The sequence below is a fragment of the Flagellimonas chongwuensis genome, assembly GCF_013376415.1.
Lineage (GTDB): Bacteria > Bacteroidota > Bacteroidia > Flavobacteriales > Flavobacteriaceae > Flagellimonas > Flagellimonas chongwuensis.
In genome coordinates this window covers 14,220-35,597 of the sequence record NZ_WYET01000012.1, presented here as the reverse complement: position 1 = coordinate 35,597, position 21,378 = coordinate 14,220, and the positions used below count along the sequence as shown (strand labels likewise).

The following is a 21,378-nucleotide window of genomic DNA, read 5'->3' as shown; positions in this document are numbered from 1 at the left end:
CATTGTAATCTAAATCAATAATGGTAATGGAAAAAATTCTCTGGAAACACATCGAATCCGTAAGATCAAAATCTCCTTTGGTACATAATATCACCAACTATGTTGTGATGAACAATACGGCCAATGCCCTTTTGGCGGCAGGTGCATCCCCTATTATGGCCCATGCAAAATCCGAGGTACCCGATATGGTAGCCCTTGCCCATGCATCGGTCATCAATATTGGCACCTTGGATGAATATTGGTCTGAAACCATGCTTTTGGCTGCCGAGACCTCACATAAATTGGGCAAACCATGGGTATTGGACCCTGTTGGTGCCGGGGCTACCCCGTTCAGGGATAAAATCCTGCAACAACTGTTAGCGTTCAAACCAATCGTGGTCAAAGGTAATGCCTCTGAGATCATGGCATTGGCCCAAACCAACGAAGTGGCTACTAAAGGAGTAGACAGCACGGCCGACAGCAGCGAGGCAGTAAACGCTGCTATCGGATTGGCCATTCAACATGAAACTTTGGTATGCATTTCCGGTGAAACGGATATCATCGTAAACGGCACTCAAACTGTTTTTGTAAAAAACGGACATCCTTTAATGACCAAAGTGACGGGAATGGGTTGCACCGCATCCGCACTTATAGGGGCTTTTATGGGTGTTGTGGACGATAAAACCGAAGGAGTAACGGCAGCAATGGCTTTGCTGGGCATAGCAGGAGAACTATCGGCAGAACAGGCGGATGGACCCGGTAGTCTTCAGCTAAAACTCATAGACAAACTTCATAATCTTTCGGAAAAAGAGTTTTACGACCATATCAGAATATCAAAACAGTGAAGGTACATTCCCTATTCCCATACCGATTGTATTTGGTCATCTCGGAAGATGCTTGCCGTGGAAAAGACATGTTGCAAGTAGCGGAACAGGCTATTCAAGGAGGTGTTGATATTATCCAATTGCGTGAGAAGCAATTATCTGAGCCCCTATTCTTGGAAAGGGCAAAACGATTAAAGGATATCACAGAAAAATATGGTGTGCCATTGATTATCAATGATAACCCAAAAGTGGCCAGCGTAGCTGGTGCTTCTGGCATTCATGTGGGCAATACGGATACCCGGCCCACGGTATTGAGACAACGAGCCGGTTTTGAGGACAAGCTGATCGGATATTCAATAGAGTATTTAAAGCAACTGGAAAATGTGCAAACAATGGTATCCGACTACCTTGCGATTAGCCCTGTATTTAGGACCGATACAAAAACGGACACCGTGACGGAATGGGGCCTAGAGGGTATATCAAAAATCCGACAATTGACAACAAAGCCACTGGTTGCCATCGGTAATATCCATATGAACAATACCAAGGCCGTTTTCCGGGCCGGGGCGGACTGCATAGCCGTAGTATCTGCCATATGCGGGGCGGACGACCCCATGAAGGCGGCTTATCAACTAAAAAATACCATAGAAAAATGAAGAAATATACTTATCCTTCAGTTTTGTCCATTGCCGGTTTTGATGGAAGCGGTGGAGCTGGTATCCATGCAGATATCAAAACAATATCGGCTCTGGGCTGTTATGCCACGACAGTGCTAACGGCCCTGCCCGTTCAGAACACGCAAGGTGTACGGAACATCTATCCCATACCATTGGAAGCTGTTGAGGATCAAATCGAAGCGGTTATGGAGGATATAATGCCTGCTGCCATAAAAATAGGAATGGTACACACCCCGGAATTAGTGGAAAGCATAACGAGTACCTTAAAAAAATACGACGCGGTACCCATCGTATTAGACCCGGTCATGGTGGCCACCAGTGGGCATCGGCTTATCGAAGAAGATTCAATAAATGCCCTGATAGAGCAATTGATCCCCATCGCAACGGTCATTACACCAAATATGGATGAAGCAGCCATCTTGGCCAATATGAACGTGAAGACATTGGAAGAAATGAGAATTGCCGGAAAACAAATCAAAGAACTGGGTTGCAACAGTATCCTCATGAAAGGAGGACATCAGGAAACGACAAATATTACCTCCTTGTTTTTCGACCCGAACAATCGGTGCCACTCCTTTGAAACGAAAAAAATAAGAACGAACAATACACATGGTTCTGGCTGTACCCTATCTTCTGCAATTGCCTCCCTATTGGCACAGGGCAAAACCCTATTTGAATCCGTGGATGTTGCCCAAAGTTATGTATACAACGCCATTTACAGTGGAAAAAATGTACAGACCGGAAAAGGAAACGGCCCCTTGAACCACTTTTTCAACCCTCAAAAAATGATTAAAAATGAAATGGACTGAACAGGCTTGGAAAAAAATCGATGAAAAATATAGCGCTATACTAGACATGCCATTTGTCCAAGAGTTGGGAAACGGTACCCTGCCCAAAAACAAATTTCAATTTTATATGGCCCAAGATTCGCTTTATCTGGAGCATTTTGGAAGGGCACTTGCACTTATAGGTGCCAAATCCCATGATATTGGAGATGCATTGGCCTATCTCCGTTTTGCGGAAGGTGCCATAGTCGTTGAAAATGCGCTTCACGAATCCTATTTTCAGGATTTTGGCGTAACGGACAAGGGTAAAATACAACCGGCATGCCACCACTATACCCACTTTTTAAAAAGTACTGCTGCCTTTGAACCCGTAGAAGTTGCCATGGCCGCCACGCTACCCTGTTTTTGGATCTATAAAAAAGTAGGTGACCACATATACAAGGGACAACAAACCGTCAATAACCCGTACCAACGTTGGATCGACACCTACGGTGGGGAGGAATTTTCAGATAGTGTACAACGCGCAATCATGATATGTGACCTTGCTGCAGAACGTGCCACTCCCGTAACAAGGGCCAGAATGACCGAAGCCTTTATCCATGCCTCACATTTGGAGTACCATTTCTGGGATGCAGCATATACTGGAAGAACATGGAACTGATATTAAAGGACAAAAAAGCGGTCATTTTTGATATGGACGGAGTGTTGGTGGAAAGTGAAGGTCTTTGGAAGCGTGCAGAGTTCGAAGTTTTTTCCTCACTTGGGGTCTCGGTGACAGAAGAAGAGAGCTTACTGACCCGGTCCATGACGACCAAGGAAGTCACCCGGTTCTGGTTCGAACGATTTTCTTGGCACGGAAAAACACTACTTGAAGCGGAAGAGATGGTCATCCATAGGGTCATGGAATTGATTCGATACGAAGATTGTGTAATCCAGGGGGTCAAGACCTTCATAAAACAGCTCAAAGCCCAACACTATAAAATTGGATTAGCGACCAATGCACCGCAAAAAATCATTCCAACGGTACTGGAAAGGACCAAGACCACGGATTTTTTCGACATTGTTTCATCTGCCGATTTTGAAGAAAAGGGTAAGCCACATCCTGCCATATACCTAAAAACAGCGGAGAAATTGAAGGTAAGGCCCGAAGAGTGTGCCGTGATAGAAGATAGCGAGACCGGAATGAAGGCAGCAAAAAATGCTGGAATGACCGTTATTGCCTTTACTCAGGGAAACAAAAATGTATCTCTGGAATGGGCCGATCATAAGATTGATGATTTTAGTATCAGGTAAATCGAAATAACAACCATATACAGATAACTTACAGCCTTACCGATCACCTAGTAGCAGTTCTATAAAACATACAAGTATGAAAGAAACAAAAATTTACATTGTTGGTTCGGGAGCCATAGGAAAGGCTCTGGCCGTTTTTTTACAGCAAGAAAACAAAGAGGTGGTACTTGTAAGAGGTAGTGTGGACAACATACCCGACATGGAAGAAACCATTACCGTTATCGGAAAAAACAAAACGTTTCAACAAAGGATAACCACAACAACCTTTAAGGGTCTACAAGCCATCAATGGGATTGTTTTGATTACCGTAAAAGCCTTCGCTAATACCGAAATCGCTAGAAAGCTAAAAGACAAAGAAGGGGATTTTTCCATCGTTCTCCTTCAAAATGGACTCCATGTGGAACGCCCTTTTGAAGAGTTCGACAAAATATATCGCTGCGTCCTGTTTTCCACCAGTCAGGTAACAGGTGACAATGAGGTTACCTTTAAATCGGTAATGCCATCACCCGTTGGAAACTTGGAAGGAAACAATGATGGCCTTCAGGATTTGGTGGAAAGGATCAATACCCAACACTTTAGCTTTCGAAGTGAAGCCAATATCACTCCATTGCTATGGACAAAGGTGATTGCCAATTGCGCTTTCAACTCTATCTGTCCATTGCTCGAAACCGATAATGGCATTTTTACCAGGAATGCAGATGCAAGAAGATTGGCAAGAACAGTCATTGAAGAATGTGTTGGTGTGGCACAAAAACAAGGCATTGCCCTTGACAAGGATGCTATAGAGAACAACCTGATGCAGATCAGTAAACGATCGGACGGCCAGTTAATTTCCACTTATGTGGACATCCTTCAAAACAGAAGGACAGAAATCGAAAGTTTAAACCTTGAAATCTCAAGAATGGCCGACGATATGGGTATCCCAGAAAAGGTAACGCTCACTAGATTGCTAGGGGTATTGATTCAATTAAAATCGACCATAAAAATAAAATAACTCAATTTTATGATATGTGAATTTGATAAGGAATGATACCGTTGCTTAAATTTTGATAATCAACCCCAACCATTGATCAAAACAAAATTACAATCATCATAGAATGATTATTTTTTATGATTTGGTGTACCATATTAGTTTTGTAGTATCCCCACAGTAAAAAGAAGCTAAATTTATAAATGAAAAAAGCAAAGGGTCAAGGTAAGGAGACCGAACGATTGTTGCAGTTATTGGAAGAGAAACAAAACCTCGATGGAGAGGCTTTGGCTCGACTTCTGGCCTTACAAAAACTGGACAAGTTGAAGCTGATCGCAGAAAATACCATTGATGTAGTTTGTTTACACCATCCCGCCGATGGACAATATCTATATGCAAGCCCTTCAACGGAACGTATCATGGGATATACACCGGACGATCTTAAGGGAAAGGTACCTTTTGACTTTATTCATCCTGAACAATATTCCAAACTACTGAAAAATGTTTCCAATTCTTCGGTAGGCTTCTCCTCCATGCCTGAAAAATTGGAACTTAAATTCAGGACAAAACACTTTGGTTATCAATGGTTCGAAGGATATACCAAGCCCATTTTTGACAAAAAGGGCAACGTGCTATTGGTATTGAGCTGTACCCGGAACATTCAGGACAGAAAACTGGCCGAATTAGAAAGAAAGGAAAAAGAGATAATCCAACAAAACCTCTTGCTATCCTCTATATTATTTGAGAAAAAGAAGCACATTATCAAAAAAATAGAACATCGGATATTGGAGGTTGAACCGAACACAAGAAAAGAATTAAGAAGCATCCTTTCCCATATCCAAGAAACCATGAACCTAGATGAAGATTGGGAAGATTTTATGATGCACTATAAAAAAGTACATCCCGATTTTTATTCTAAATTATCAACCCATTACCCTAATCTTTCCCAAAAGGATATGAAACACTTGGCCTTTATCAAAATAGGGATGACCTCATCGGATGTTTCCAGGATCATGATGATCAAGAAAGAAAGTTTGAGAGTGGTAAGAAACCGATTGAAAAAAAAATTAGGATTGAGCACCTCCGAAAATCTAATTACTTTTATACAGCATCTTTAGGTTAAACTATTCTTGAATTGAACCCGATGGCTGATTCCTACAGCCAACAAATTTTATCATTTTTATGAGGTAAATAGTTGGTTACTCTCGTGTAAGCACATAAGATTTTCCGCCTTGGGAAATCGCCATTTCTTCCTTATTGGGAAAGAATTTGAGCACAATGTCGGCTGGCTCATATTTAAACTCATCTTTTGCAGTGGCCTCCATCTTCATTTTGGCATCCCCTTTGGCCTGTACAACCAATTGGTTCCCAGATTTGGTGACCATCAATTTTACGGGAAAGGTGCTACTGGAGTAGACCCCCAAATAGGCGTTCAATTCCTTAGCCTTTGGATGATATACTCTAAAGTCCGGGATACTAAAGTGTCTTCCATAAAGGGCATTGACCATGGTTACGGTTATGGCATTCAAGTTGTGGTTCAACCCATTGGATAAAACTACAACACCATACCTATCATCCTTAAAATAGCGCAATGCCCCAATAAAACCATCAATCTCGCCATTATGACCATAACTGACATGATCATAATAGACTATCTTGAACAATCCCATCCCAAATTTATCCCGTATGTTCTTCATTTGTGACAAGCTCTCCTCGGCCAATAGGTTGCCCGAAAATAAGGCATCGGCAAAGACCAATAGGTCAGACGGGGTAGAAAAGATACCGCCCGCTCCCAATCCGATGGAAGTATTCGTTTCCACCATGAGTCTCCATTGACCATCATACCTGTAGGAACGGCTCTCCCTTTGGTCCTCATTTATAGTACCACCAAAATAAGTATGGGCAAGCCCCAATGGCTCGATCAGTTGCTCCCACAAAATAGCTGAATAGGACTGTCCATACACCTTTTCTAAAATGATAGAGAGCAAAACGTAATTGGAATTACTGTACGCCGCTTTAGTTCCCGGTTCAAAAACACTTCCACCTTCAGCAATGAGGTCGACCATTTCGGCCCGATCGATATAAGTGGTACGATACCTGAGATAGTTTTCCTTATCATCGGTAAAATTGAACACACCACTTCGATGGTTCAATAATTGGGCAATAGTAATCTTATCCGAATTACCAATGACAGGGAAATACCCTTCAATAGTATCATCCAAATCGATTAGACCTACCTCAACGGCCTTAAAAACGAGAACAGCGGTAAATACCTTGGAAATTGAACCGATTCCATAGCTTGTGTTTTCATCTGGTTTCTGCCCCAATTCCAAATTGGAATATCCCAACTGTTTATCATAAACAAGCTCTCCGTCTTTTAGAATGGCCACGCTGCCCATGAACTTGTCATTTCTTTCCAAAGTATTGAAATAGGCATCCAACCTATTTACATCCATATCTTGTGCAAAAGTTCCATTCGAGAACATTCCCAACAGCAACTTTGCACAAAGCATCATGATGATTTTAAATGATAACGTCTTACCAAACATTTAACAGAACTTTTTTAACGCCTTTTGATTTTTAAAAGTTATAGGCAGGTTACTACTGATTACCTGATCATTTTATTACATATTGGCCAACATATAAAAGTCCTCCGTAACACGGGAATTCATTTTACCGTTGGCTTTAAAAAGGGTAAATGATCCTCCCCATACCTTGTCAGGGTTATCTAAAATATGTTTGGTCATTTGCTTTAATGATGGAACCGTTGCGTCCAACTTGTCCAAGGCCTCTTCTATCGGCATCCAATACACTTCCTCATTTTCAGATGGCGACACCAAATTCCCGCTGACGTAATTAGCTACATAGAGTTGACGCATATCAGCTGTAGGTTTAAAATCATAGGTATAGGTAAATAAGCCCCTCAGACCTATGCCAGAAATTTGAATACCATAATTTTCCGTCATTTCATCCAGAACTTCTTGTATACTCTGCCGTTCTTTAAAATACACGGCTGGGGTCATCCACCCATAAGGGGTCTTTCGCATCAGAACCTTATCCCCATCCTTGATCACGGTCAAACGTATAATGGTTTGGTTTACTGGGTCAGGCACTTGGGCTCTGCAGTGAACAAATACTCCCAAAGCCATAAAAAACGTAATCAACATTGTTTTCATCGTCATTGTTTTGGTTATTTCCACATTATTCTTTTGTTTGATTTCTCACTTAATTATCCAGTTGATCTCCATTCAGGCATTTCCCTCTAAAAATCAATGCTTGGATATGCCTCGCTTCTCCAATGCTCCCTGCATCAAATAATGGTATCACATCTAACTTCCAATCGGAACTTCCCACTTCATTACAAACCAAATTTACCTTGAAGGTCCCCGATCAGTTTATTGGAATCATAACCCAATCCGTTCTTGAATACGGTATTCACCTTATATATCGCAGATGGGTCATTGACCAAAGTTCCATCCAAAATGACAAAATCCGCATTTTTACCAACTGCTATTGAGCCAATATCACTTTTTCCAAGCGCTTTTGCACCATTATTGGTCATGACCTGAATCGCTTCCTCAGTGCTAAAACCGGCTTCTCTTAGCAACTCAAAATTCCGTTGATCCCCAAATCCAGGTACGATATGCCTGCCGGCATCCACTCCGCTGCACAATAGGCCACCCATTTCATGGAACTGTCGATCAAAAGCCATAATGCGCTGTAAACGTTTCTCGCGGGTCAGGTCACTTTTTAAATGTTGCGCCTCCTTGCTCCGCCTTTCATACTGATCGAGCAAATAAGGGGACATTACCGATTTGGCCCTATCATCCAAATAGATTCTGTTTGGCACACTTGCTTCATATATGGAAAGGGTGGATGTCAAAAATGTGCCCTTATCAATCATTTGTTGTTGTAAGGTCTTGACCTTTGGGTCATCTATATTTAATTCATCCATATACTCACGACCTCCTCCACAGACACCATAAGTCTTATTGGTCCTAAAATCACTTGCGCTGTTCAACCCATGTTCAATCCCGTCAATACCGTACCGGGTCGCTTCTTCAAAGGTTACGGAACATAAATGCCCCCTGACCTTGGCCCCATATCCGTGGGCCATATCAATAATCTCCTCAAGATCATCGGGTTCAACATTTCTATAAACCTTGATCCATTTGACATCCTTGTTCAACCAGTACCCTAATGTATCCTTCAGATGTTTCAAATTTTTGGGTATGATCATGTTCGGGTTGCCACCAGGGCCATTTACAAAAGGTGCACTTGGAACTATATTGGGTCCTATTTTTTTCCCTTGCTCAATTTCATATGATAGCAAAAGCTCCTTTTCCGAATCGGTGGCTCCACAGGTTTGTATTGTTGTTACGCCAGCGGCCAAATACAATTTGGAAGCTATTTCCCCCACATCTGGGAAACCGGGGATATGAAGATGGTTGTGCATACCTACAAGACCTGGTATAATTGTCTTTCCTTGCATGTTCATGATCTTTGCTTCTGTAGGCACAACTACTTCATCATCATTTCCGATTACATGAAACTTTCCTGATTTGACTATAATTGTTTGTTTCTTCTTTGCTGGAGCTCCTGTACCATCAATAATGGTGGCATTACGTAGTACTATGGTCTTATAATTATGTTTTACGTATCTCAAAACACTGTCCGAATACACATTTCTTGTCAATTCCGACTGCATTTTCTTGAAACGATATGGAGCGGAAGCCTTTTTAGAATTTTGTTCAAAAAAAGAGATGCCCGCCAAAACAAGGACAATACTTAGCAATATGATTTTCTTGGTCATACTTTAACAATCACTTTATACGTTAATTTTCCACATACCTTCTCCAACGAGTCTTTGCCAACATAGATCGACCAAAAAGGGGCAATACATAAACGATTCTTTTCTGGACAAATGGTTAAACAGTTCAAAACCATACCTTACTACTTTACCAATTGATTATAGGATTCCACCTTTTGTGAAAGTCGAAGCATATGGTTGATACCCATTATAAACAGAAATATAAGCCCGACCATCAACGGTGTCTTCCCAAGATGAATCCGGTTGAAAACGGTAAAAGAACTCATAGGCACCAGAAACAATATGTACAATATGGCCATTCCTCCCACTACAAAACCCCATATTGCTGGTCGGAGCATTATTTGTATTGACGTGGGGCGTTCCGCTTTCCTAGCTTCCAGCCTCTTCATCAAATCATCGGTGAATTCTTCTGAGGTCCTCACTTTACTTTTCAAAAGTATTTTTTTAAACGCTTTTTCTTCCATAGGTATTCGTTTTAATATGTCACAAAAGGTCTTTGACTTGATCTCCCAATAAATCTTCTAGGGCCTCTTCCATATGCCCCCTGCCCCTGTGCAGGTCCACTTTGATCTTGGAAATTCCAAATCCTGTAATTTCCTGGATTTCGGTGATCGTATGTCCACATAAATAATGGAGCCTGAGTACCAAGGCCTCATCGGGCCGTAATCGTTCCATGGCCATTACAATATATTTTTTTTGATCATCCTCACGAATTGTATCTGTTTCAGGACGCTCCTCAATGTTTGTGGTCTCTTGGTTAAAATGTTCTGTTTCACAATATTTTTTTTCCTTTTTCAAGGCATTATAGGCTGTATTGACCACAATGCGGTACAACCAACTGGAAAAGGCGGATTGATGCTTGAAACTACCGGCTTTCTCATATACCTTCACAAAGGCATCCTGAAGCACATCCTCAGCCTTGTCGCGGTCTTTCATGATGGAATGGGCCAAGGAAAGGGAAAGATCTTTGTACTTATTTACGAGATCCACAAAAGCCCCGTCATCCCCTTGCTTGACCCTATCAATCAATTTCGCATCTGTATTGTTATCCCTGATCGCCAAATTTGTTTCTTAAAAATTGGGCCAGAACCATCCCAACGGCACCAAAAATCAAAATAGTTCCCCATACCAAAAGGTCGGTGGTATTTTCATCCAAGTCCATCACACTGAACATGGAGGAAACCAAAAGGCCCAAGCCAATACCCCCCAAAATACATCCCATATCAATGAACATTAATCGCTTCGATTTCGTCGGGATCGCCAGCCCGTTTTCAATCATGGCCTTTTTTACCAAATAAGTGTATCTCGCGATGATATATACGATTACCACCAATCCTGACATCAGGACCAGGGCCCCTAAGGCATCTTTAACATTTTCCATACTATTGTTATTTTTTTTGTTTTATATCTTGTCTCAGAAAGTTACTAGTTTTTGCCATCCTGGGCATTTTTTAAAATTGTGGACCAAGGATTTCTGATAGACCTGAAACCACTTGTATCATTCTGGCACAGTTGGTAAATACTACCAATCCATACTTCTTTTCCGGAACGAGCATTACGTAGGCCTGAAAATCATGATTGTTTCCGGTATGCATATGCATGGTCATTTCAGGGGTACGTTTTTGTGCAAAACCAAGTCCCCATCCGGTTTGACCAACTTCTTTACGCAATGGGTTATCCTCATCAAAATGGGTATGTTCTTTGAGCATCTCTTCAAAAGTCTCCTGTTTTAAGCCTTCTTTCTTCAACATGGCGATTACAAATTGGGCATATTCCTTAGCTTCACTATGCAAACTGGAGTAGGCACTAAAGACGCCATCTTCCCAATATCCTTCTGAAGGCACTCTGTGTTTGGGCGTTCCATCGTCTTCATCATGTCCGTACACCTTGTGCTCAGCAATATAATCGTCCCAAACAAAGGTGGAATGGGGCATACCCAAAGGTTCGGTTACCTTCTTTTGAAACAAATCGTTCAAACCTTCCTTCCAGCCCACTTCGTTTTGCATGCCAATAACTGCGGCCAAATATTGATAGGCCTCTCCGGAATACCCGAATCCGGTACCTGGCCTAAAGGCCAACTTCATTTTTTTGCCAGAGGCATGGTTGGGCATCCCTGTCTGATGTGCCAATACCATACGTGCCGTAATCAGCTTGGCATCCTCCTCAGATTCGGGAGCAAAACCCGGATGTGGCAGATATTCATGGAGCGGCCGGTCCAAATCAAGCTTGCCCTGCTCTACCATTTTTAAGGCGAAATAGGCAAAAATAGGTTTGGATAAGGAGGCTGCCTCGAATATACTCTCGCCATTCACGGGCTCGTTGTTCTCGATATTGGATACCCCCAAGGCATTTTGATAGACCAATTCATTGTTGTTGATCACGGCAATGGACAAACCAGGGACACTATGCTGTTCCATAATCCTTTTGATACCCTCGGTAAGTTCAGAGGGCTCCACACTTTTGCCGTACATGGTATGGATTGTTTGCTGTTGGGCATATCCTATTGCCCCTGACAACAAGGTTGAGGTAAAAAGAAAAAAGTAAAATCGTTTTAAATTTACAGTAATCATTTCTATGGATTTTTAATTGATGATTCGTCTTTTTTTGTGAATTCACATCCATAGGACAAGACGACTTTTGAAATGGTTACAAATCCCCAAAAGAAATATGCTACAATTTGGGTTGTCTTTTGTTTTGGTTATCGAAACGGGTATTATCAAATTCATCTACATAAATTTTAATCCGTTCATTTCCTTTTGAATCATAAATAAATAAACCGGTATTCTTGCTTTCCTCACGCCCCAAGAACATCCTGTATACGTTGATTTCGGAATCCAAGTATTCTTTAAATTTCAGATACTCCGCGTCTTTTTCAGCCTTCGTCATAGATTTCGTACGTTGCACAAACTGATCGTACAATTTTTCAACCCGTATGGAGTCGGACCGATCTCTAAAAAACATGCCATACCATCTTTTCCACTCACCATCAACTAGGTATTCGTCTTTCATGATGGCCATTATTTGGTCGTTTTTTTGTTGATCAAAAGTGATGCCTGAAAAATTCTCTTCATCAGTTCCATCATAGTAGATACCTCCTACTTCATCCCCAACACGATTAAAAAATATGATACCGGGCAAATCCCTATTTGAACCTGGATTATGGGCAATACCATGCGTAGTGGCCAATGCCTGCTTTTCGGGGTTACTGATTGAAATGTACAGGTTTTCCTCGGCATCGATTATGCTAAGCCTTTCTGCCTTGATTTCTTTGAACGTCTCAACATTTTTGACCTGTTGTCTGTCATAAAATAAGAAGCAAATCAGGGCAATGAGTAGTGTAAGATTGATTATTGGAAGTTGTTTTTTCATTTTCTAATGTGATGATGTAGATACCTATTTTAATTGAACAGCGGGCAATATGTATTCGGTTAAGATCGAAAAGGGACGGTCTTCCATCTCGGGAAACAAATTATAATTGCCCCCGGTAAAAGTTATGGTCATATCAATTTCAGGAATTATGATAAGAAACTGACCACCATTACCCCAAGCTTCAATGGTCCTCATCCGTTTTCCGCCCACTTCACGTTCCAGCAATCTCCACAAATAACCATAGTCTGAATCTTTGGGCCAACTTCCCCTTATATGTGGTTTTATGGATTCATTTATCCAAGATTCCCCAATCAATTGTTCTCCGTTCCAAGTTCCTTTATTGAGTACCAATAATCCGAACTTGGCAAAATCAATGGGACGCATATAAAATGAGCCAGCCAAATATCCCCTATCAATGGGCGAAGTAAGCATTTGAAAGTCATGGATATCCATGGGCAACAATAGTTCCTTATAAATGAAATGGGGAAGATAAGTGTCCACCGATTTTTGGATGACCCCTGTCAATAAATTACTGTCTCCGGAGGAGTATTCGAATACATCCCCTGGTTCATGTACCATGGGCAAATTCAATTTGTACCCCACCCAATCCTCATGTTCCCATTGCATCTTATCCTCATCCTCCAAAGAAGCTGATTGCAAGTTAGAATCCGGAGCTTCTGGAATGCTGTACCGATAGTTTTTATTGGGTAATTTTGGCAAATAACCCTCCAATTCATTGGGTTTGAGTTTTTTCAGTTCAATTTTTATTTTCCCCCAGCATTGCCATAAGTAAGGGCTATATTCCTTTTCTCCGTATCGTAAACTGTAGAAATCCCGAACCGGTCGTTGGTTATCTTAAAGTCGATACGGTTCCCTTCTACCAAAACCTCATCAATCATGAAATGCAGCTTCCTATTCTCTTTATTGCTTTGAATATTGGCCTGTACATTGCCTGTTGAATCCTTATAAAATTCCAAATAGACGATATAGTCGGTATCGATTATTTCTGGTTTATGAATTTTAGCGCTCCATTGATTATCCTTATGCTCAAAACTGAGGCTTTGTGCCCAAAGATCATGGGTGAATACCCAATGCAAGTTGGTACTGTCACTGGACAAAAAACCTTCAAAACGAAGGCCTGAAGAATCCTTAAAACTAAAATTCCTTCCTTTTCCGGTAATTTGGCGCACAGTCTCCTTGCCTTTTTCATATAAATATGCCTCTGTAGGAGCAATTGCTGGTGAGAGTACCAATGAGTCATATTTTGATTCGGTTTGGAACAATAATCCGGACCACACCCCGATAAGTTCATCGGTTTCAAACTCAGCTGCTCCTTTAGGCGAGCAATAAATAAGCAATAGTGCCAAAAATGGAATCGTAATTAGTTTGATAGCCCTCTTGAAGTTTTGTTGGTTTCGTGTCATTGTTCTGAAAAATCAAGGTTTCAATCAGATTAAACTTCTAATCATCCAATATCTGTTGGTATAGACTCTGTATCTCAGTTAGTTCAGGTTCCTGTTTCATCCACTTTACACGTTCTGTCTGTGTATCCATCCATCGGTACAACCAACTAATGCCCCACTTTTTGTAATAACGGTCCTCTTGATCATAAATCGGGTCGGTAAGTGATTCCTTGAAACTTATAATTTGATAATCGTTCTGTTTTAGTCTTGTGATGATTTCCCCCAAATAATCGGTATTGATGGCATTATCGTGACATAGATAAATATGCTTTACGGAACGCCCGTATAAACCTTTTGCCATTTCATCAAAAAAACCAACCAATGCCAAGGTCTTTTCCACATATTGCTTTCCAATTGCTTTGGCTTTTTCATCTTCGCCATTGTCCAGATAATGTTGGTAAACGTAATCGAACATCCAATCGGAACTTTCTACGGTAAAGGGGGCTATCCTATAGTTTTCCGATTGTAAATATTCCCTAATCTGCATATGCTGAACCGTATCTTTGCCCATATCGTTAAAAGGGAACCTAAAATAAGTTAGGTCTTTACCATATTTTGCCGCATATTGTTTGGTTAAGGTTTCTCCTTTTTCCACATCCTGGATAAAAGTGTTCAGGCCAACATCCGAATACCTTGGGTGACTAAAGGTATGATTGCCAATCAGTGCATTATCACTTTTGACCCAAGACTCCAATAGTGACTTGTTCAGGTTTATCGAATCTGTCTTGAGTATTTTATCCTCATTGATGAAAATGGTAAAAGGAATATCCAAGGAGTCCAACAATTTCAACAACATTGGGCTATAACCATCTTTTTGATACTTCGCAGTATTGGGGACATCATCCATGGTTATGGAAATTGACTTTTGTTGTCCGAAACACATAAGTCCGCTGAAGACCCAAAAAAACAGTTGAAGCTTAAATTGCATATTTTGTAAAATTGAAGTGTGTTTTACTTTTACCAAAAGAGTATTCTATCTCTCTTTTGTTACATTGTTTGTTTTTATCCACAGGATTAAGTTCCTATCTACCTCATTAGTGAAAATAAATAGAATAGGTTAAAATAATGGCTGATGCATTGTAGACGCCATGGGCCACTATGGAAGCCGTAAGGCGTTTCGTCCAAATAAACAAAATTGTATATAGTATGGTGGGCACCAAAATATCGAACCAATCCAACGTGTTAGAAGGTAAATGTCCCAATGCAAAAAGTAAAATGGACAAAACTGCAGAAAACCATAGTCCCGTTTTGGGGTTCTTGAAGGTTTCCTTCAGCACATTGATAAAATAGCCTCGGTTAAAAAGTTCTTCGGTAATACCGCCACCGATTACGCCCAACGCCATAAAAGATAAAGTTCCCACCAAAGTGCCATCATACATTTCTAGCATTCCCTTGATATCCGGACGGTTTGTTCCACCCGTGTTGGGAATAATTAAAACAAATTGAAGAATGCTCCATAAACCTCCAAAAAAAATACCCAAAAGAATATCCTTTCCAAGATTATCAAATCGAAGGCCAATATCTCTAAACTTTTTCTTCAGAATTTTGAGGGAAAAGTACAGTAAGGCCGTCACCGTTATAAATTGAAAGAGACCAATGAACAATAAGTTTACTCCGATTTTTCCTCCGTTTAATTTGGTAACCCCAAAAAATACATCCGGGATGATAAAAAGCAGATACCCCAATATAATGGTGACTATAAATACCATTACTTTTTTTGTTTTTCCCACTTCGTCTCTATGAGCTTGTCCATCCAGTTCTCTCATACCATGTTGTTTTTTTACTTATTATTCAAGCCTTGATTGATGACGCAGACCATTACAACAGCTCGTGGAAAGTCTGGAAATGGTAGACCCCACAGCTTAGGTCAAAAATAGAATTCCAAGCTAAGATTGACTTATCATTCGTTAACAAACCGTTATCATTCTTGAAAAAATATTTAAAATAACGAAAGGCTATTGGATGAGGTGAAAGCCTAGTAGGCATCAAATAGGCATAAGTAATTTGTTATAAGAAGGGTTTTAAAATTATTAAAAGCGCTCATCTCCCGTCAAACCCGTTTATCCTTACTTCTCTTGGCCTTTATTTGCTCCCATGAAAATAAAGATTCACCTTAAAAATAATAAAGGATAATTTCATCCTCTTTATTTTTATCTTATCTTTGTGGAGATATTAACACCTTATGATGTTTTCCAAAGCCTGTGAATATGGTATACGTGCAGCGGTTTATATTGCGCTGCAATCCTTGGACGGTAGGCGCGTCAGTGTTACTGAAATCGCTGGTGAGATAGACTCGCCAATCGCCTTTACTGCCAAAATATTGCAACAACTTACCCGGAACAACATCGTCAATTCCGTAAAAGGGCCTACGGGCGGATTTGAGATTGAAAGAAAAGATATGGACAGGGTTAACTTGAGTATGATCGTCAAGGCCATTGACGGGGATAATATTTACGTTGGCTGTGGTCTGGGCCTCAAGGAATGTAATGCCGACAAACCCTGCCCCCTCCACGATAAGTTCGTGGATATCCGAAGTAATCTAAGGACCATGTTGAAAAGCACAAGTCTGTACGAATTGGCCACAGGACTGGAAGTGGGATTGACCTATTTGAAACGATAAAAAAATTTACCTTAATAAAGGACAATTTTATCCTATTTAAAAATCTTGTATAATGAACAACACCATGGAAAAAACAATTGGACAGTTGGTAGCCGAAGACTACCGGACAGCGCAAGTATTCAAGGCGCACAACATTGATTTTTGCTGTAAAGGGAACCGTACCTTGACCGAAGTAAGTACTAAGGAGGGATTGGATTTGGAGGAACTATTGGAAGAACTAGCATCGGTCCGATCGAAAGATTTGGATGACCAACCCGATTTCAAGACCTGGCCATTGGACCTTTTGGTTGACTATATTGAAAAAAAACACCATCGTTATGTAGAAAAGCAAATCCCAGTACTGCAACAATACCTGAACAAACTTTGTAAGATACATGGTGGACGCCATCCTGAACTGTTCCATATCCTGAAAGAATTCAATACATCGGCCGGGGAACTGACCATGCACATGAAGAAAGAGGAATTGGTCCTGTTTCCTTGGATCCGTAAAATGGTGAATGCGCCAACGGGGACCGATACTTTAGAGATTCCCAATTTTGGGACAGTTAAGAACCCCATTCAAATGATGATGCAGGAACATGATAATGAGGGAGACCGCTTCCGTAATATCTCGGAATTGAGCGATACCTACACACCTCCCTCAGATGCCTGTAATACCTATCGGGTGGCATTTTCCCTATTACAGGAATTTGAAGAGGACCTCCATCGACACATCCATCTGGAGAATAACATCCTGTTTCCAAAGTCCGAACAGCTTGAAAAAAGTTTGTTGAACAACTGATCTTTTTATGGACCGCCCACCTATCAAACGCCACAGAACCCTTCAGGGAGTAAGCCGTGAGCACCATCACGGTTTGCTCCTCTGTTGGAAAATCAGAGCGGGACTGTCAAAAAATATTTCCTTGGAACGTATCAAGTTGTATATGGATTGGTTTTATGCAACCCATCTGGTCCCACATTTCGAACTTGAGGAAACGCACATCTTCCCCATAGTGGGAAACGATCATCCGTGGGTAAAAAAGGCACTTTCAGATCACAGAAGGCTAATCCGATTGTTTACTGAGAAGAAAGCGGACCTTAAGACATTGGGCCAAATCGAGGAAACACTGGAAGAGCATATACGTTTCGAGGAAAGACAGCTTTTCAACCACATTCAACAAGTCGCCACGGACACCCAAATGAACATCATAATAAAAAAGCATAACCATGAAAAATTCAATGACAATACCAACGACCCATTCTGGGAATAAACAAAAAACAGGCATAATGAAAAAACTGTACTACAGAGCGTACAACGAATTTAAAAAAAGCCAATTGGGCTATTCCACCATTGCCATTATCGGTCAGAGCTGTGTCGGTTCAGTAGCAGCCATGGTCCTCTTAATGGGGTCCATGGACATGGTTCTTAAAATGGTTCTGCTCTTTTTGGTGACCATATTTTGTATGGCATTCAACGGTGCGGTACTGGCCCAATTAAAACCCTTGACCACTTTTAATTTTTTGATTCTGAGTCTTATGTTCAATACTACGGTAATCTTGTTCCATATATGGTAAGGCCATTGTTGTTGATGAACTTCCCGGATACCCGATTACCACATCGTCCAAAGCTAGAGCATGGGACTCTCCTTACCCTCTCCTTTTTCCGTTCTGATGGTTGGTTTCATAAACTCGTCTTATTTCGGATAAATTTATCCTGATTATGTCGATTCTTCATAACTTTGGCCACTATCCACCAATATTGTTTGGGACACAGACAAAAGCTAAACAATAGAATACTACTACCATAAAACAAATGAACGCAATAAAAGATATTGAAAGCTTGGAGGACATTAAACAATTGGTTGACTGTTTTTATGGAAAGGTCCGTCAAGATGATTTATTGGCCGACATATTCAATAAGGTTATAGGCAACCATTGGCCCACCCACTTGGAAAAAATGTACCGTTTCTGGCAAACGGTGCTTTTGGAGGAGCATACCTATAATGGAAGTCCCTTCGCGCCTCATGTTCAACTACCGGTGCAAGCCGAACATTTTAATCGTTGGAAATTACTTTTTTTTGAAACCGTTGATGAAAACTTTGCCGGGGAGAAAGCCGAAGAAACAAAATTCAGGGCCACAAAAATGGCTGAGATGTTCCAACTAAAAATCGAATACTTTCAAAACAAAAATGAATAGAATTTCATGACCGTCACTCTTTCGGAAATATTCGTCAAAAAGTCCGGTATATCCCTATACTCTAGGGATGAACTAGCTTCCCTGACCATCAAAAAAGAGTTTATAAAACGGGTGGCACAATACTATGACATTCCTTATGTGGTGGACGACACAAAGGAGAACAATCTATGTTACGCCAATAGCAGTGCCATCAGGTTTGTGTACAAATCCTCCTTCTCAGAAAAGGATATTGTATCCTATCTATTGTCTTCCTTGAAACAGGAGACCTTCGATATCAATTCTGCCGTAGCGACCTTTACTTGACCCTACCTCCTGTGGTTCAATTTGTGAAATATGACAAAAAAGCCAATTCTAATGGCTGGTTTAACCCTTTATGCTGTGTAGACCCCTCCCATTTACCGAACCGTTGTTTAAATGAAATGGGCTGTTTTATCATTGTATGTTGATTATCCGGTTAATCAACTTGTATTTTTTTTTTGAATCATCTATTATTCATTTTAATTGTAAGTACAAATCCAAGAATGATAAAGGGATATGGACTATTTTTTGTTCTTATAATTTCAATATCCATCCATAGCACACTGTACATTGGTGCCTACAACAGAGTTAATTTACCCATATCAATTATCATAGTATAGCAGACTCCTTTTATGGAAACAATATAAATCCTATAATTTAAGAAGAGGGTGGTAATAACAAGAGACATCACAGTAAGCGAAGTAGAGCAACGATTTAGAAGTTTCACCTTGACAAAAGACCATCCTTGCCTTATGGCACAGACGGTCTTTAATTTGGATAATGTTACCCTAAAAACCTATACGGGATTGGGGACAAAAACTGTAGCTAAGGTCATGTGGAAAGACATTGATCAGTATATCAAAGCATATGACTTTTCAGAAAAACAGCTTCCGGACCTTCATTGCCACTTTTCCAAACCAATAAATATTCGAAGAGAAAGAGTTTGAACAGCTGTTATGGCAACAGTTACAGTACCTACATGAGGTACAAAATCGACCAGGGGCCCCATCAGTAACCCAATAGTAATGAATTTAATTTTAGTTTGGCCAAGAAGGCATTTTATATATTGGGAATGCACCCAAAAAGTTCCCGAATGGCACGGCAGGCACCATTTCCCACTCTTGTCTTCAATTTACATTGGCAGTTTGAAAAACTGCGTGAGTTGGGTACTTACAAACGAGTTCGAAATGCTATACGAAAGAGAGATAAACCCCTCGGACAAAACGCTTCCATTGATTCAACAAAAAACAATACCTCCAATGCATTCAATTACAAATCGCTTATCATCCCATCTGTTTTAATCGGATATGGAGTTATTGGACAAGAGAGTCTTACTTTAAAGGATATTGATTACAGAACAAAAAATGAATTTAGGGAGAATGATGATAAGAAATTCAATATAGACGATTTCTCTCAGTACAGTCCGTTTGTATCTGTATATGTCTTAAATGCTATGGGCATACAAGGAAAACATATTATTAAGGATAGGACCATTGTTTTGGGAACGGCATATCTCCTTATGGGAGGATCTGTAAACATCCTAAAAAAACCACAAAGGTCACTAGACCGGATGGCTCCTCCTCTACCTCCTTTCCCTCAGGGCATACCGCTACGGCTTTTATGGGTGCCGAATTTTTGTATCAAGAATATAAGGACATATCGGTTTAGTACGGAGTTGCCGGCTATGTGGTTGCTTTGGGCACAGGTTTGTTCAGATTGCACAACGAAAAACATTGGTTGACCGATATTGCCACAGGTGCGGGAATCGGAATCCTAAGTACTAAAATTGCGTATTGGTTTCATCCAATGATCAAGAAAACAATTTTCAAGGACAAGGAAAAAACATCAGGAATAGTGATACCCTTTTACAATGGAAGGGAATATGGATTGGGGTTAACGTCGAGATTCTGAAGTATGTGAAGGCATAGTGTAAAATTGGTCAATTTGTACTTGTAGCAAGTACTGTTAATTTACTCTTCTTTCATTATCCTCTTTATAAGTTCAAATTCTCGTACTCGATTACAAAAGCTTTTAGTTCGGCCATTTTTCCATCACGAAACCGCCATACATCACAATAAGAGAATATAGTTCTATCTCCGTTTTCGGTCATCACAGCAATTTTACCGATTGCCGTAAGATAATCGTTCTCGGCAATCAAATTTTCAACATCATTTTGTGGAGGTTCTATATATTCATTAAACATCCATTTTCGGACCGCTTCCTTTCCATTTAGCATCTGGTCACCTACAAATATCCATTTGGTATCATCGGTGCAGTATTGAAGAAATTCTTCATAATCCCCTTTGGAAACAGCTTCATTTGCTTTCTGTAGAATTATTTTATTTGCTTCAGTCATCATAGTATTGATTATGT

General features: G+C 40.5%; 29 protein-coding genes. 16 read left to right on the top strand and 13 right to left on the bottom strand.

Features of this window, described 5'->3' with window-relative positions:
• Positions 1–20: 20 nt before the first annotated feature.
• The 7 genes from thiM (at position 21) to GUA46_RS16030 (ending at position 5,646) form a co-directional block, all read left to right on the top strand.
• Positions 21–824, top strand: a complete 804-nt coding sequence (gene thiM, locus GUA46_RS16060) for a hydroxyethylthiazole kinase (RefSeq protein ID WP_108245087.1) — start codon at positions 21–23, stop codon at positions 822–824.
• Complete coding sequence (thiE, locus tag GUA46_RS16055; protein WP_176621329.1) at positions 821–1,459, top strand: thiamine phosphate synthase; 639 nt, start codon at positions 821–823, stop codon at positions 1,457–1,459. Before thiM ends, thiE begins: the two co-directional genes overlap by 4 nt.
• Positions 1,456–2,289, top strand: a complete 834-nt coding sequence (gene thiD, locus GUA46_RS16050) for a bifunctional hydroxymethylpyrimidine kinase/phosphomethylpyrimidine kinase (protein ID WP_176621328.1) — start codon at positions 1,456–1,458, stop codon at positions 2,287–2,289. The genes thiE and thiD overlap by 4 nt, the downstream gene beginning before the upstream one ends.
• Positions 2,276–2,926: a thiaminase II gene (gene tenA, locus GUA46_RS16045; RefSeq protein ID WP_108245084.1), complete on the top strand. Its 651-nt coding sequence runs from the start codon at positions 2,276–2,278 to the stop codon at positions 2,924–2,926. The genes thiD and tenA overlap by 14 nt, the downstream gene beginning before the upstream one ends.
• Positions 2,917–3,558 carry an HAD family hydrolase gene (locus GUA46_RS16040; protein WP_176621327.1) on the top strand — a complete coding sequence of 214 codons (642 nt, stop codon included), beginning with the start codon at positions 2,917–2,919 and terminating at the stop codon, positions 3,556–3,558. Before tenA ends, GUA46_RS16040 begins: the two co-directional genes overlap by 10 nt.
• A gap of 76 nt (positions 3,559–3,634) precedes the next feature.
• Positions 3,635–4,552 carry a ketopantoate reductase family protein gene (locus tag GUA46_RS16035; protein WP_176621326.1) on the top strand — a complete coding sequence of 306 codons (918 nt, stop codon included), beginning with the start codon at positions 3,635–3,637 and terminating at the stop codon, positions 4,550–4,552.
• A gap of 179 nt (positions 4,553–4,731) precedes the next feature.
• Entirely contained in the window at positions 4,732–5,646 is a 915-nt protein-coding gene (locus GUA46_RS16030) for a PAS domain S-box protein (protein WP_108245081.1), read from the top strand.
• Between the two features lie 81 nt (positions 5,647–5,727).
• Here the strand turns inward: GUA46_RS16030 and GUA46_RS16025 are convergent, their stop codons facing one another.
• The 12 genes from GUA46_RS16025 to GUA46_RS15975 all read right to left on the bottom strand — a co-directional run bounded on the left by GUA46_RS16025 (position 5,728) and on the right by GUA46_RS15975 (position 15,957).
• Positions 5,728–7,077, bottom strand: a complete 1,350-nt coding sequence (locus tag GUA46_RS16025) for a serine hydrolase domain-containing protein (protein ID WP_229418536.1) — start codon at positions 7,075–7,077, stop codon at positions 5,728–5,730.
• A gap of 75 nt (positions 7,078–7,152) precedes the next feature.
• Complete coding sequence (locus GUA46_RS16020) at positions 7,153–7,704, bottom strand: NUDIX hydrolase (protein ID WP_159075763.1); 552 nt, start codon at positions 7,702–7,704, stop codon at positions 7,153–7,155.
• Between the two features lie 182 nt (positions 7,705–7,886).
• Complete coding sequence (locus GUA46_RS16015) at positions 7,887–9,341, bottom strand: amidohydrolase family protein (RefSeq protein WP_176621325.1); 1,455 nt, start codon at positions 9,339–9,341, stop codon at positions 7,887–7,889.
• Positions 9,342–9,481: 140 nt separating this feature from the next.
• On the bottom strand, positions 9,482–9,823 hold the full coding sequence (locus GUA46_RS16010; RefSeq protein ID WP_176621324.1) for a hypothetical protein: 342 nt from the start codon (positions 9,821–9,823) through the stop codon (positions 9,482–9,484).
• A gap of 19 nt (positions 9,824–9,842) precedes the next feature.
• Positions 9,843–10,421: an RNA polymerase sigma factor gene (locus GUA46_RS16005; RefSeq protein WP_218109578.1), complete on the bottom strand. Its 579-nt coding sequence runs from the start codon at positions 10,419–10,421 to the stop codon at positions 9,843–9,845.
• A complete protein-coding gene (locus tag GUA46_RS16000) occupies positions 10,405–10,740 on the bottom strand; it encodes a hypothetical protein (RefSeq protein ID WP_176621323.1) in 336 nt (111 codons plus the stop codon). The genes GUA46_RS16005 and GUA46_RS16000 overlap by 17 nt, the downstream gene beginning before the upstream one ends.
• A 70-nt stretch (positions 10,741–10,810) precedes the next feature.
• Entirely contained in the window at positions 10,811–11,929 is a 1,119-nt protein-coding gene (locus tag GUA46_RS15995) for a serine hydrolase domain-containing protein (RefSeq protein ID WP_176621322.1), read from the bottom strand.
• A gap of 100 nt (positions 11,930–12,029) precedes the next feature.
• Positions 12,030–12,728, bottom strand: coding sequence for a hypothetical protein (locus GUA46_RS15990; protein ID WP_176621321.1), 699 nt, complete (start codon positions 12,726–12,728; stop codon positions 12,030–12,032).
• A gap of 24 nt (positions 12,729–12,752) precedes the next feature.
• Positions 12,753–13,460, bottom strand: coding sequence for a serine hydrolase domain-containing protein (locus GUA46_RS16880; RefSeq protein ID WP_229418535.1), 708 nt, complete (start codon positions 13,458–13,460; stop codon positions 12,753–12,755).
• A gap of 32 nt (positions 13,461–13,492) precedes the next feature.
• Positions 13,493–14,152 carry a hypothetical protein gene (locus tag GUA46_RS16875; RefSeq protein ID WP_229418534.1) on the bottom strand — a complete coding sequence of 220 codons (660 nt, stop codon included), beginning with the start codon at positions 14,150–14,152 and terminating at the stop codon, positions 13,493–13,495.
• A 37-nt stretch (positions 14,153–14,189) separates the two neighbouring features.
• A complete protein-coding gene (locus GUA46_RS15980; RefSeq protein WP_176621320.1) occupies positions 14,190–15,119 on the bottom strand; it encodes a polysaccharide deacetylase family protein in 930 nt (309 codons plus the stop codon).
• Between the two features lie 106 nt (positions 15,120–15,225).
• On the bottom strand, positions 15,226–15,957 hold the full coding sequence (locus GUA46_RS15975) for a CPBP family intramembrane glutamic endopeptidase (protein WP_176621319.1): 732 nt from the start codon (positions 15,955–15,957) through the stop codon (positions 15,226–15,228).
• 419 nt (positions 15,958–16,376) lie between these two features.
• Between GUA46_RS15975 and GUA46_RS15970 the strand changes: the two genes are divergently transcribed.
• From GUA46_RS15970 to GUA46_RS16865, 9 genes are all read left to right on the top strand, one after another.
• Complete coding sequence (locus tag GUA46_RS15970) at positions 16,377–16,811, top strand: RrF2 family transcriptional regulator (protein WP_176621347.1); 435 nt, start codon at positions 16,377–16,379, stop codon at positions 16,809–16,811.
• Between the two features lie 52 nt (positions 16,812–16,863).
• Complete coding sequence (ric, locus tag GUA46_RS15965) at positions 16,864–17,592, top strand: iron-sulfur cluster repair di-iron protein (protein WP_176621318.1); 729 nt, start codon at positions 16,864–16,866, stop codon at positions 17,590–17,592.
• Between the two features lie 7 nt (positions 17,593–17,599).
• A complete protein-coding gene (locus tag GUA46_RS15960; protein WP_176621317.1) occupies positions 17,600–18,061 on the top strand; it encodes a hemerythrin domain-containing protein in 462 nt (153 codons plus the stop codon).
• A gap of 16 nt (positions 18,062–18,077) precedes the next feature.
• Positions 18,078–18,365, top strand: a complete 288-nt coding sequence (locus GUA46_RS15955) for a hypothetical protein (RefSeq protein ID WP_229418533.1) — start codon at positions 18,078–18,080, stop codon at positions 18,363–18,365.
• A gap of 238 nt (positions 18,366–18,603) precedes the next feature.
• Positions 18,604–18,987, top strand: coding sequence for a group III truncated hemoglobin (locus GUA46_RS15950; RefSeq protein ID WP_176621315.1), 384 nt, complete (start codon positions 18,604–18,606; stop codon positions 18,985–18,987).
• A 6-nt stretch (positions 18,988–18,993) separates the two neighbouring features.
• Positions 18,994–19,290, top strand: a complete 297-nt coding sequence (locus GUA46_RS15945) for a hypothetical protein (RefSeq protein ID WP_176621314.1) — start codon at positions 18,994–18,996, stop codon at positions 19,288–19,290.
• A 383-nt stretch (positions 19,291–19,673) separates the two neighbouring features.
• A complete protein-coding gene (locus tag GUA46_RS16925; RefSeq protein ID WP_176621313.1) occupies positions 19,674–19,952 on the top strand; it encodes a YqcI/YcgG family protein in 279 nt (92 codons plus the stop codon).
• A 125-nt stretch (positions 19,953–20,077) separates the two neighbouring features.
• Entirely contained in the window at positions 20,078–20,746 is a 669-nt protein-coding gene (locus GUA46_RS16870; RefSeq protein ID WP_417943206.1) for a YqcI/YcgG family protein, read from the top strand.
• Positions 20,692–20,916, top strand: a complete 225-nt coding sequence (locus GUA46_RS16865) for a phosphatase PAP2 family protein (RefSeq protein WP_313790884.1) — start codon at positions 20,692–20,694, stop codon at positions 20,914–20,916. The genes GUA46_RS16870 and GUA46_RS16865 overlap by 55 nt, the downstream gene beginning before the upstream one ends.
• Positions 20,917–20,998: 82 nt before the next feature.
• Here GUA46_RS16865 and GUA46_RS15930 read toward each other — a convergent pair whose 3' ends face one another.
• Complete coding sequence (locus GUA46_RS15930; protein ID WP_229418532.1) at positions 20,999–21,364, bottom strand: nuclear transport factor 2 family protein; 366 nt, start codon at positions 21,362–21,364, stop codon at positions 20,999–21,001.
• Between the last annotated feature and the right edge of the window lie 14 nt (positions 21,365–21,378).

Bases quoted from the DNA above. Each gene is read 5' to 3' on its own strand.
- GUA46_RS15990 (WP_176621321.1), bottom strand. From the start codon at position 12,728: ATGAAAAAACAACTTCCAATAATCAATCTTACACTACTCATTGCCCTG.
- GUA46_RS16035 (WP_176621326.1), top strand. From the start codon at position 3,635: ATGAAAGAAACAAAAATTTACATTGTTGGTTCGGGAGCCATAGGAAAG.
- thiD (WP_176621328.1), top strand. From the start codon at position 1,456: ATGAAGAAATATACTTATCCTTCAGTTTTGTCCATTGCCGGTTTTGAT.
- GUA46_RS16000 (WP_176621323.1), bottom strand. From the start codon at position 10,740: ATGGAAAATGTTAAAGATGCCTTAGGGGCCCTGGTCCTGATGTCAGGA.
- GUA46_RS15975 (WP_176621319.1), bottom strand. From the start codon at position 15,957: ATGAGAGAACTGGATGGACAAGCTCATAGAGACGAAGTGGGAAAAACA.
- ric (WP_176621318.1), top strand. From the start codon at position 16,864: ATGAACAACACCATGGAAAAAACAATTGGACAGTTGGTAGCCGAAGAC.
- GUA46_RS16010 (WP_176621324.1), bottom strand. From the start codon at position 9,823: ATGGAAGAAAAAGCGTTTAAAAAAATACTTTTGAAAAGTAAAGTGAGG.
- GUA46_RS15970 (WP_176621347.1), top strand. From the start codon at position 16,377: ATGTTTTCCAAAGCCTGTGAATATGGTATACGTGCAGCGGTTTATATT.
- GUA46_RS15980 (WP_176621320.1), bottom strand. From the start codon at position 15,119: ATGCAATTTAAGCTTCAACTGTTTTTTTGGGTCTTCAGCGGACTTATG.
- GUA46_RS15960 (WP_176621317.1), top strand. From the start codon at position 17,600: ATGGACCGCCCACCTATCAAACGCCACAGAACCCTTCAGGGAGTAAGC.
- GUA46_RS15995 (WP_176621322.1), bottom strand. From the start codon at position 11,929: ATGATTACTGTAAATTTAAAACGATTTTACTTTTTTCTTTTTACCTCA.
- GUA46_RS15930 (WP_229418532.1), bottom strand. From the start codon at position 21,364: ATGATGACTGAAGCAAATAAAATAATTCTACAGAAAGCAAATGAAGCT.
- GUA46_RS16020 (WP_159075763.1), bottom strand. From the start codon at position 7,704: ATGAAAACAATGTTGATTACGTTTTTTATGGCTTTGGGAGTATTTGTT.
- GUA46_RS16025 (WP_229418536.1), bottom strand. From the start codon at position 7,077: ATGTTTGGTAAGACGTTATCATTTAAAATCATCATGATGCTTTGTGCA.
- GUA46_RS16015 (WP_176621325.1), bottom strand. From the start codon at position 9,341: ATGACCAAGAAAATCATATTGCTAAGTATTGTCCTTGTTTTGGCGGGC.
- GUA46_RS15945 (WP_176621314.1), top strand. From the start codon at position 18,994: ATGACCGTCACTCTTTCGGAAATATTCGTCAAAAAGTCCGGTATATCC.
- tenA (WP_108245084.1), top strand. From the start codon at position 2,276: ATGAAATGGACTGAACAGGCTTGGAAAAAAATCGATGAAAAATATAGC.
- GUA46_RS15950 (WP_176621315.1), top strand. From the start codon at position 18,604: ATGAACGCAATAAAAGATATTGAAAGCTTGGAGGACATTAAACAATTG.
- GUA46_RS16875 (WP_229418534.1), bottom strand. From the start codon at position 14,152: ATGACACGAAACCAACAAAACTTCAAGAGGGCTATCAAACTAATTACG.
- thiM (WP_108245087.1), top strand. From the start codon at position 21: ATGGTAATGGAAAAAATTCTCTGGAAACACATCGAATCCGTAAGATCA.
- GUA46_RS16870 (WP_417943206.1), top strand. From the start codon at position 20,078: ATGCACCCAAAAAGTTCCCGAATGGCACGGCAGGCACCATTTCCCACT.
- GUA46_RS16040 (WP_176621327.1), top strand. From the start codon at position 2,917: ATGGAACTGATATTAAAGGACAAAAAAGCGGTCATTTTTGATATGGAC.
- GUA46_RS16030 (WP_108245081.1), top strand. From the start codon at position 4,732: ATGAAAAAAGCAAAGGGTCAAGGTAAGGAGACCGAACGATTGTTGCAG.
- GUA46_RS15955 (WP_229418533.1), top strand. From the start codon at position 18,078: ATGAAAAAACTGTACTACAGAGCGTACAACGAATTTAAAAAAAGCCAA.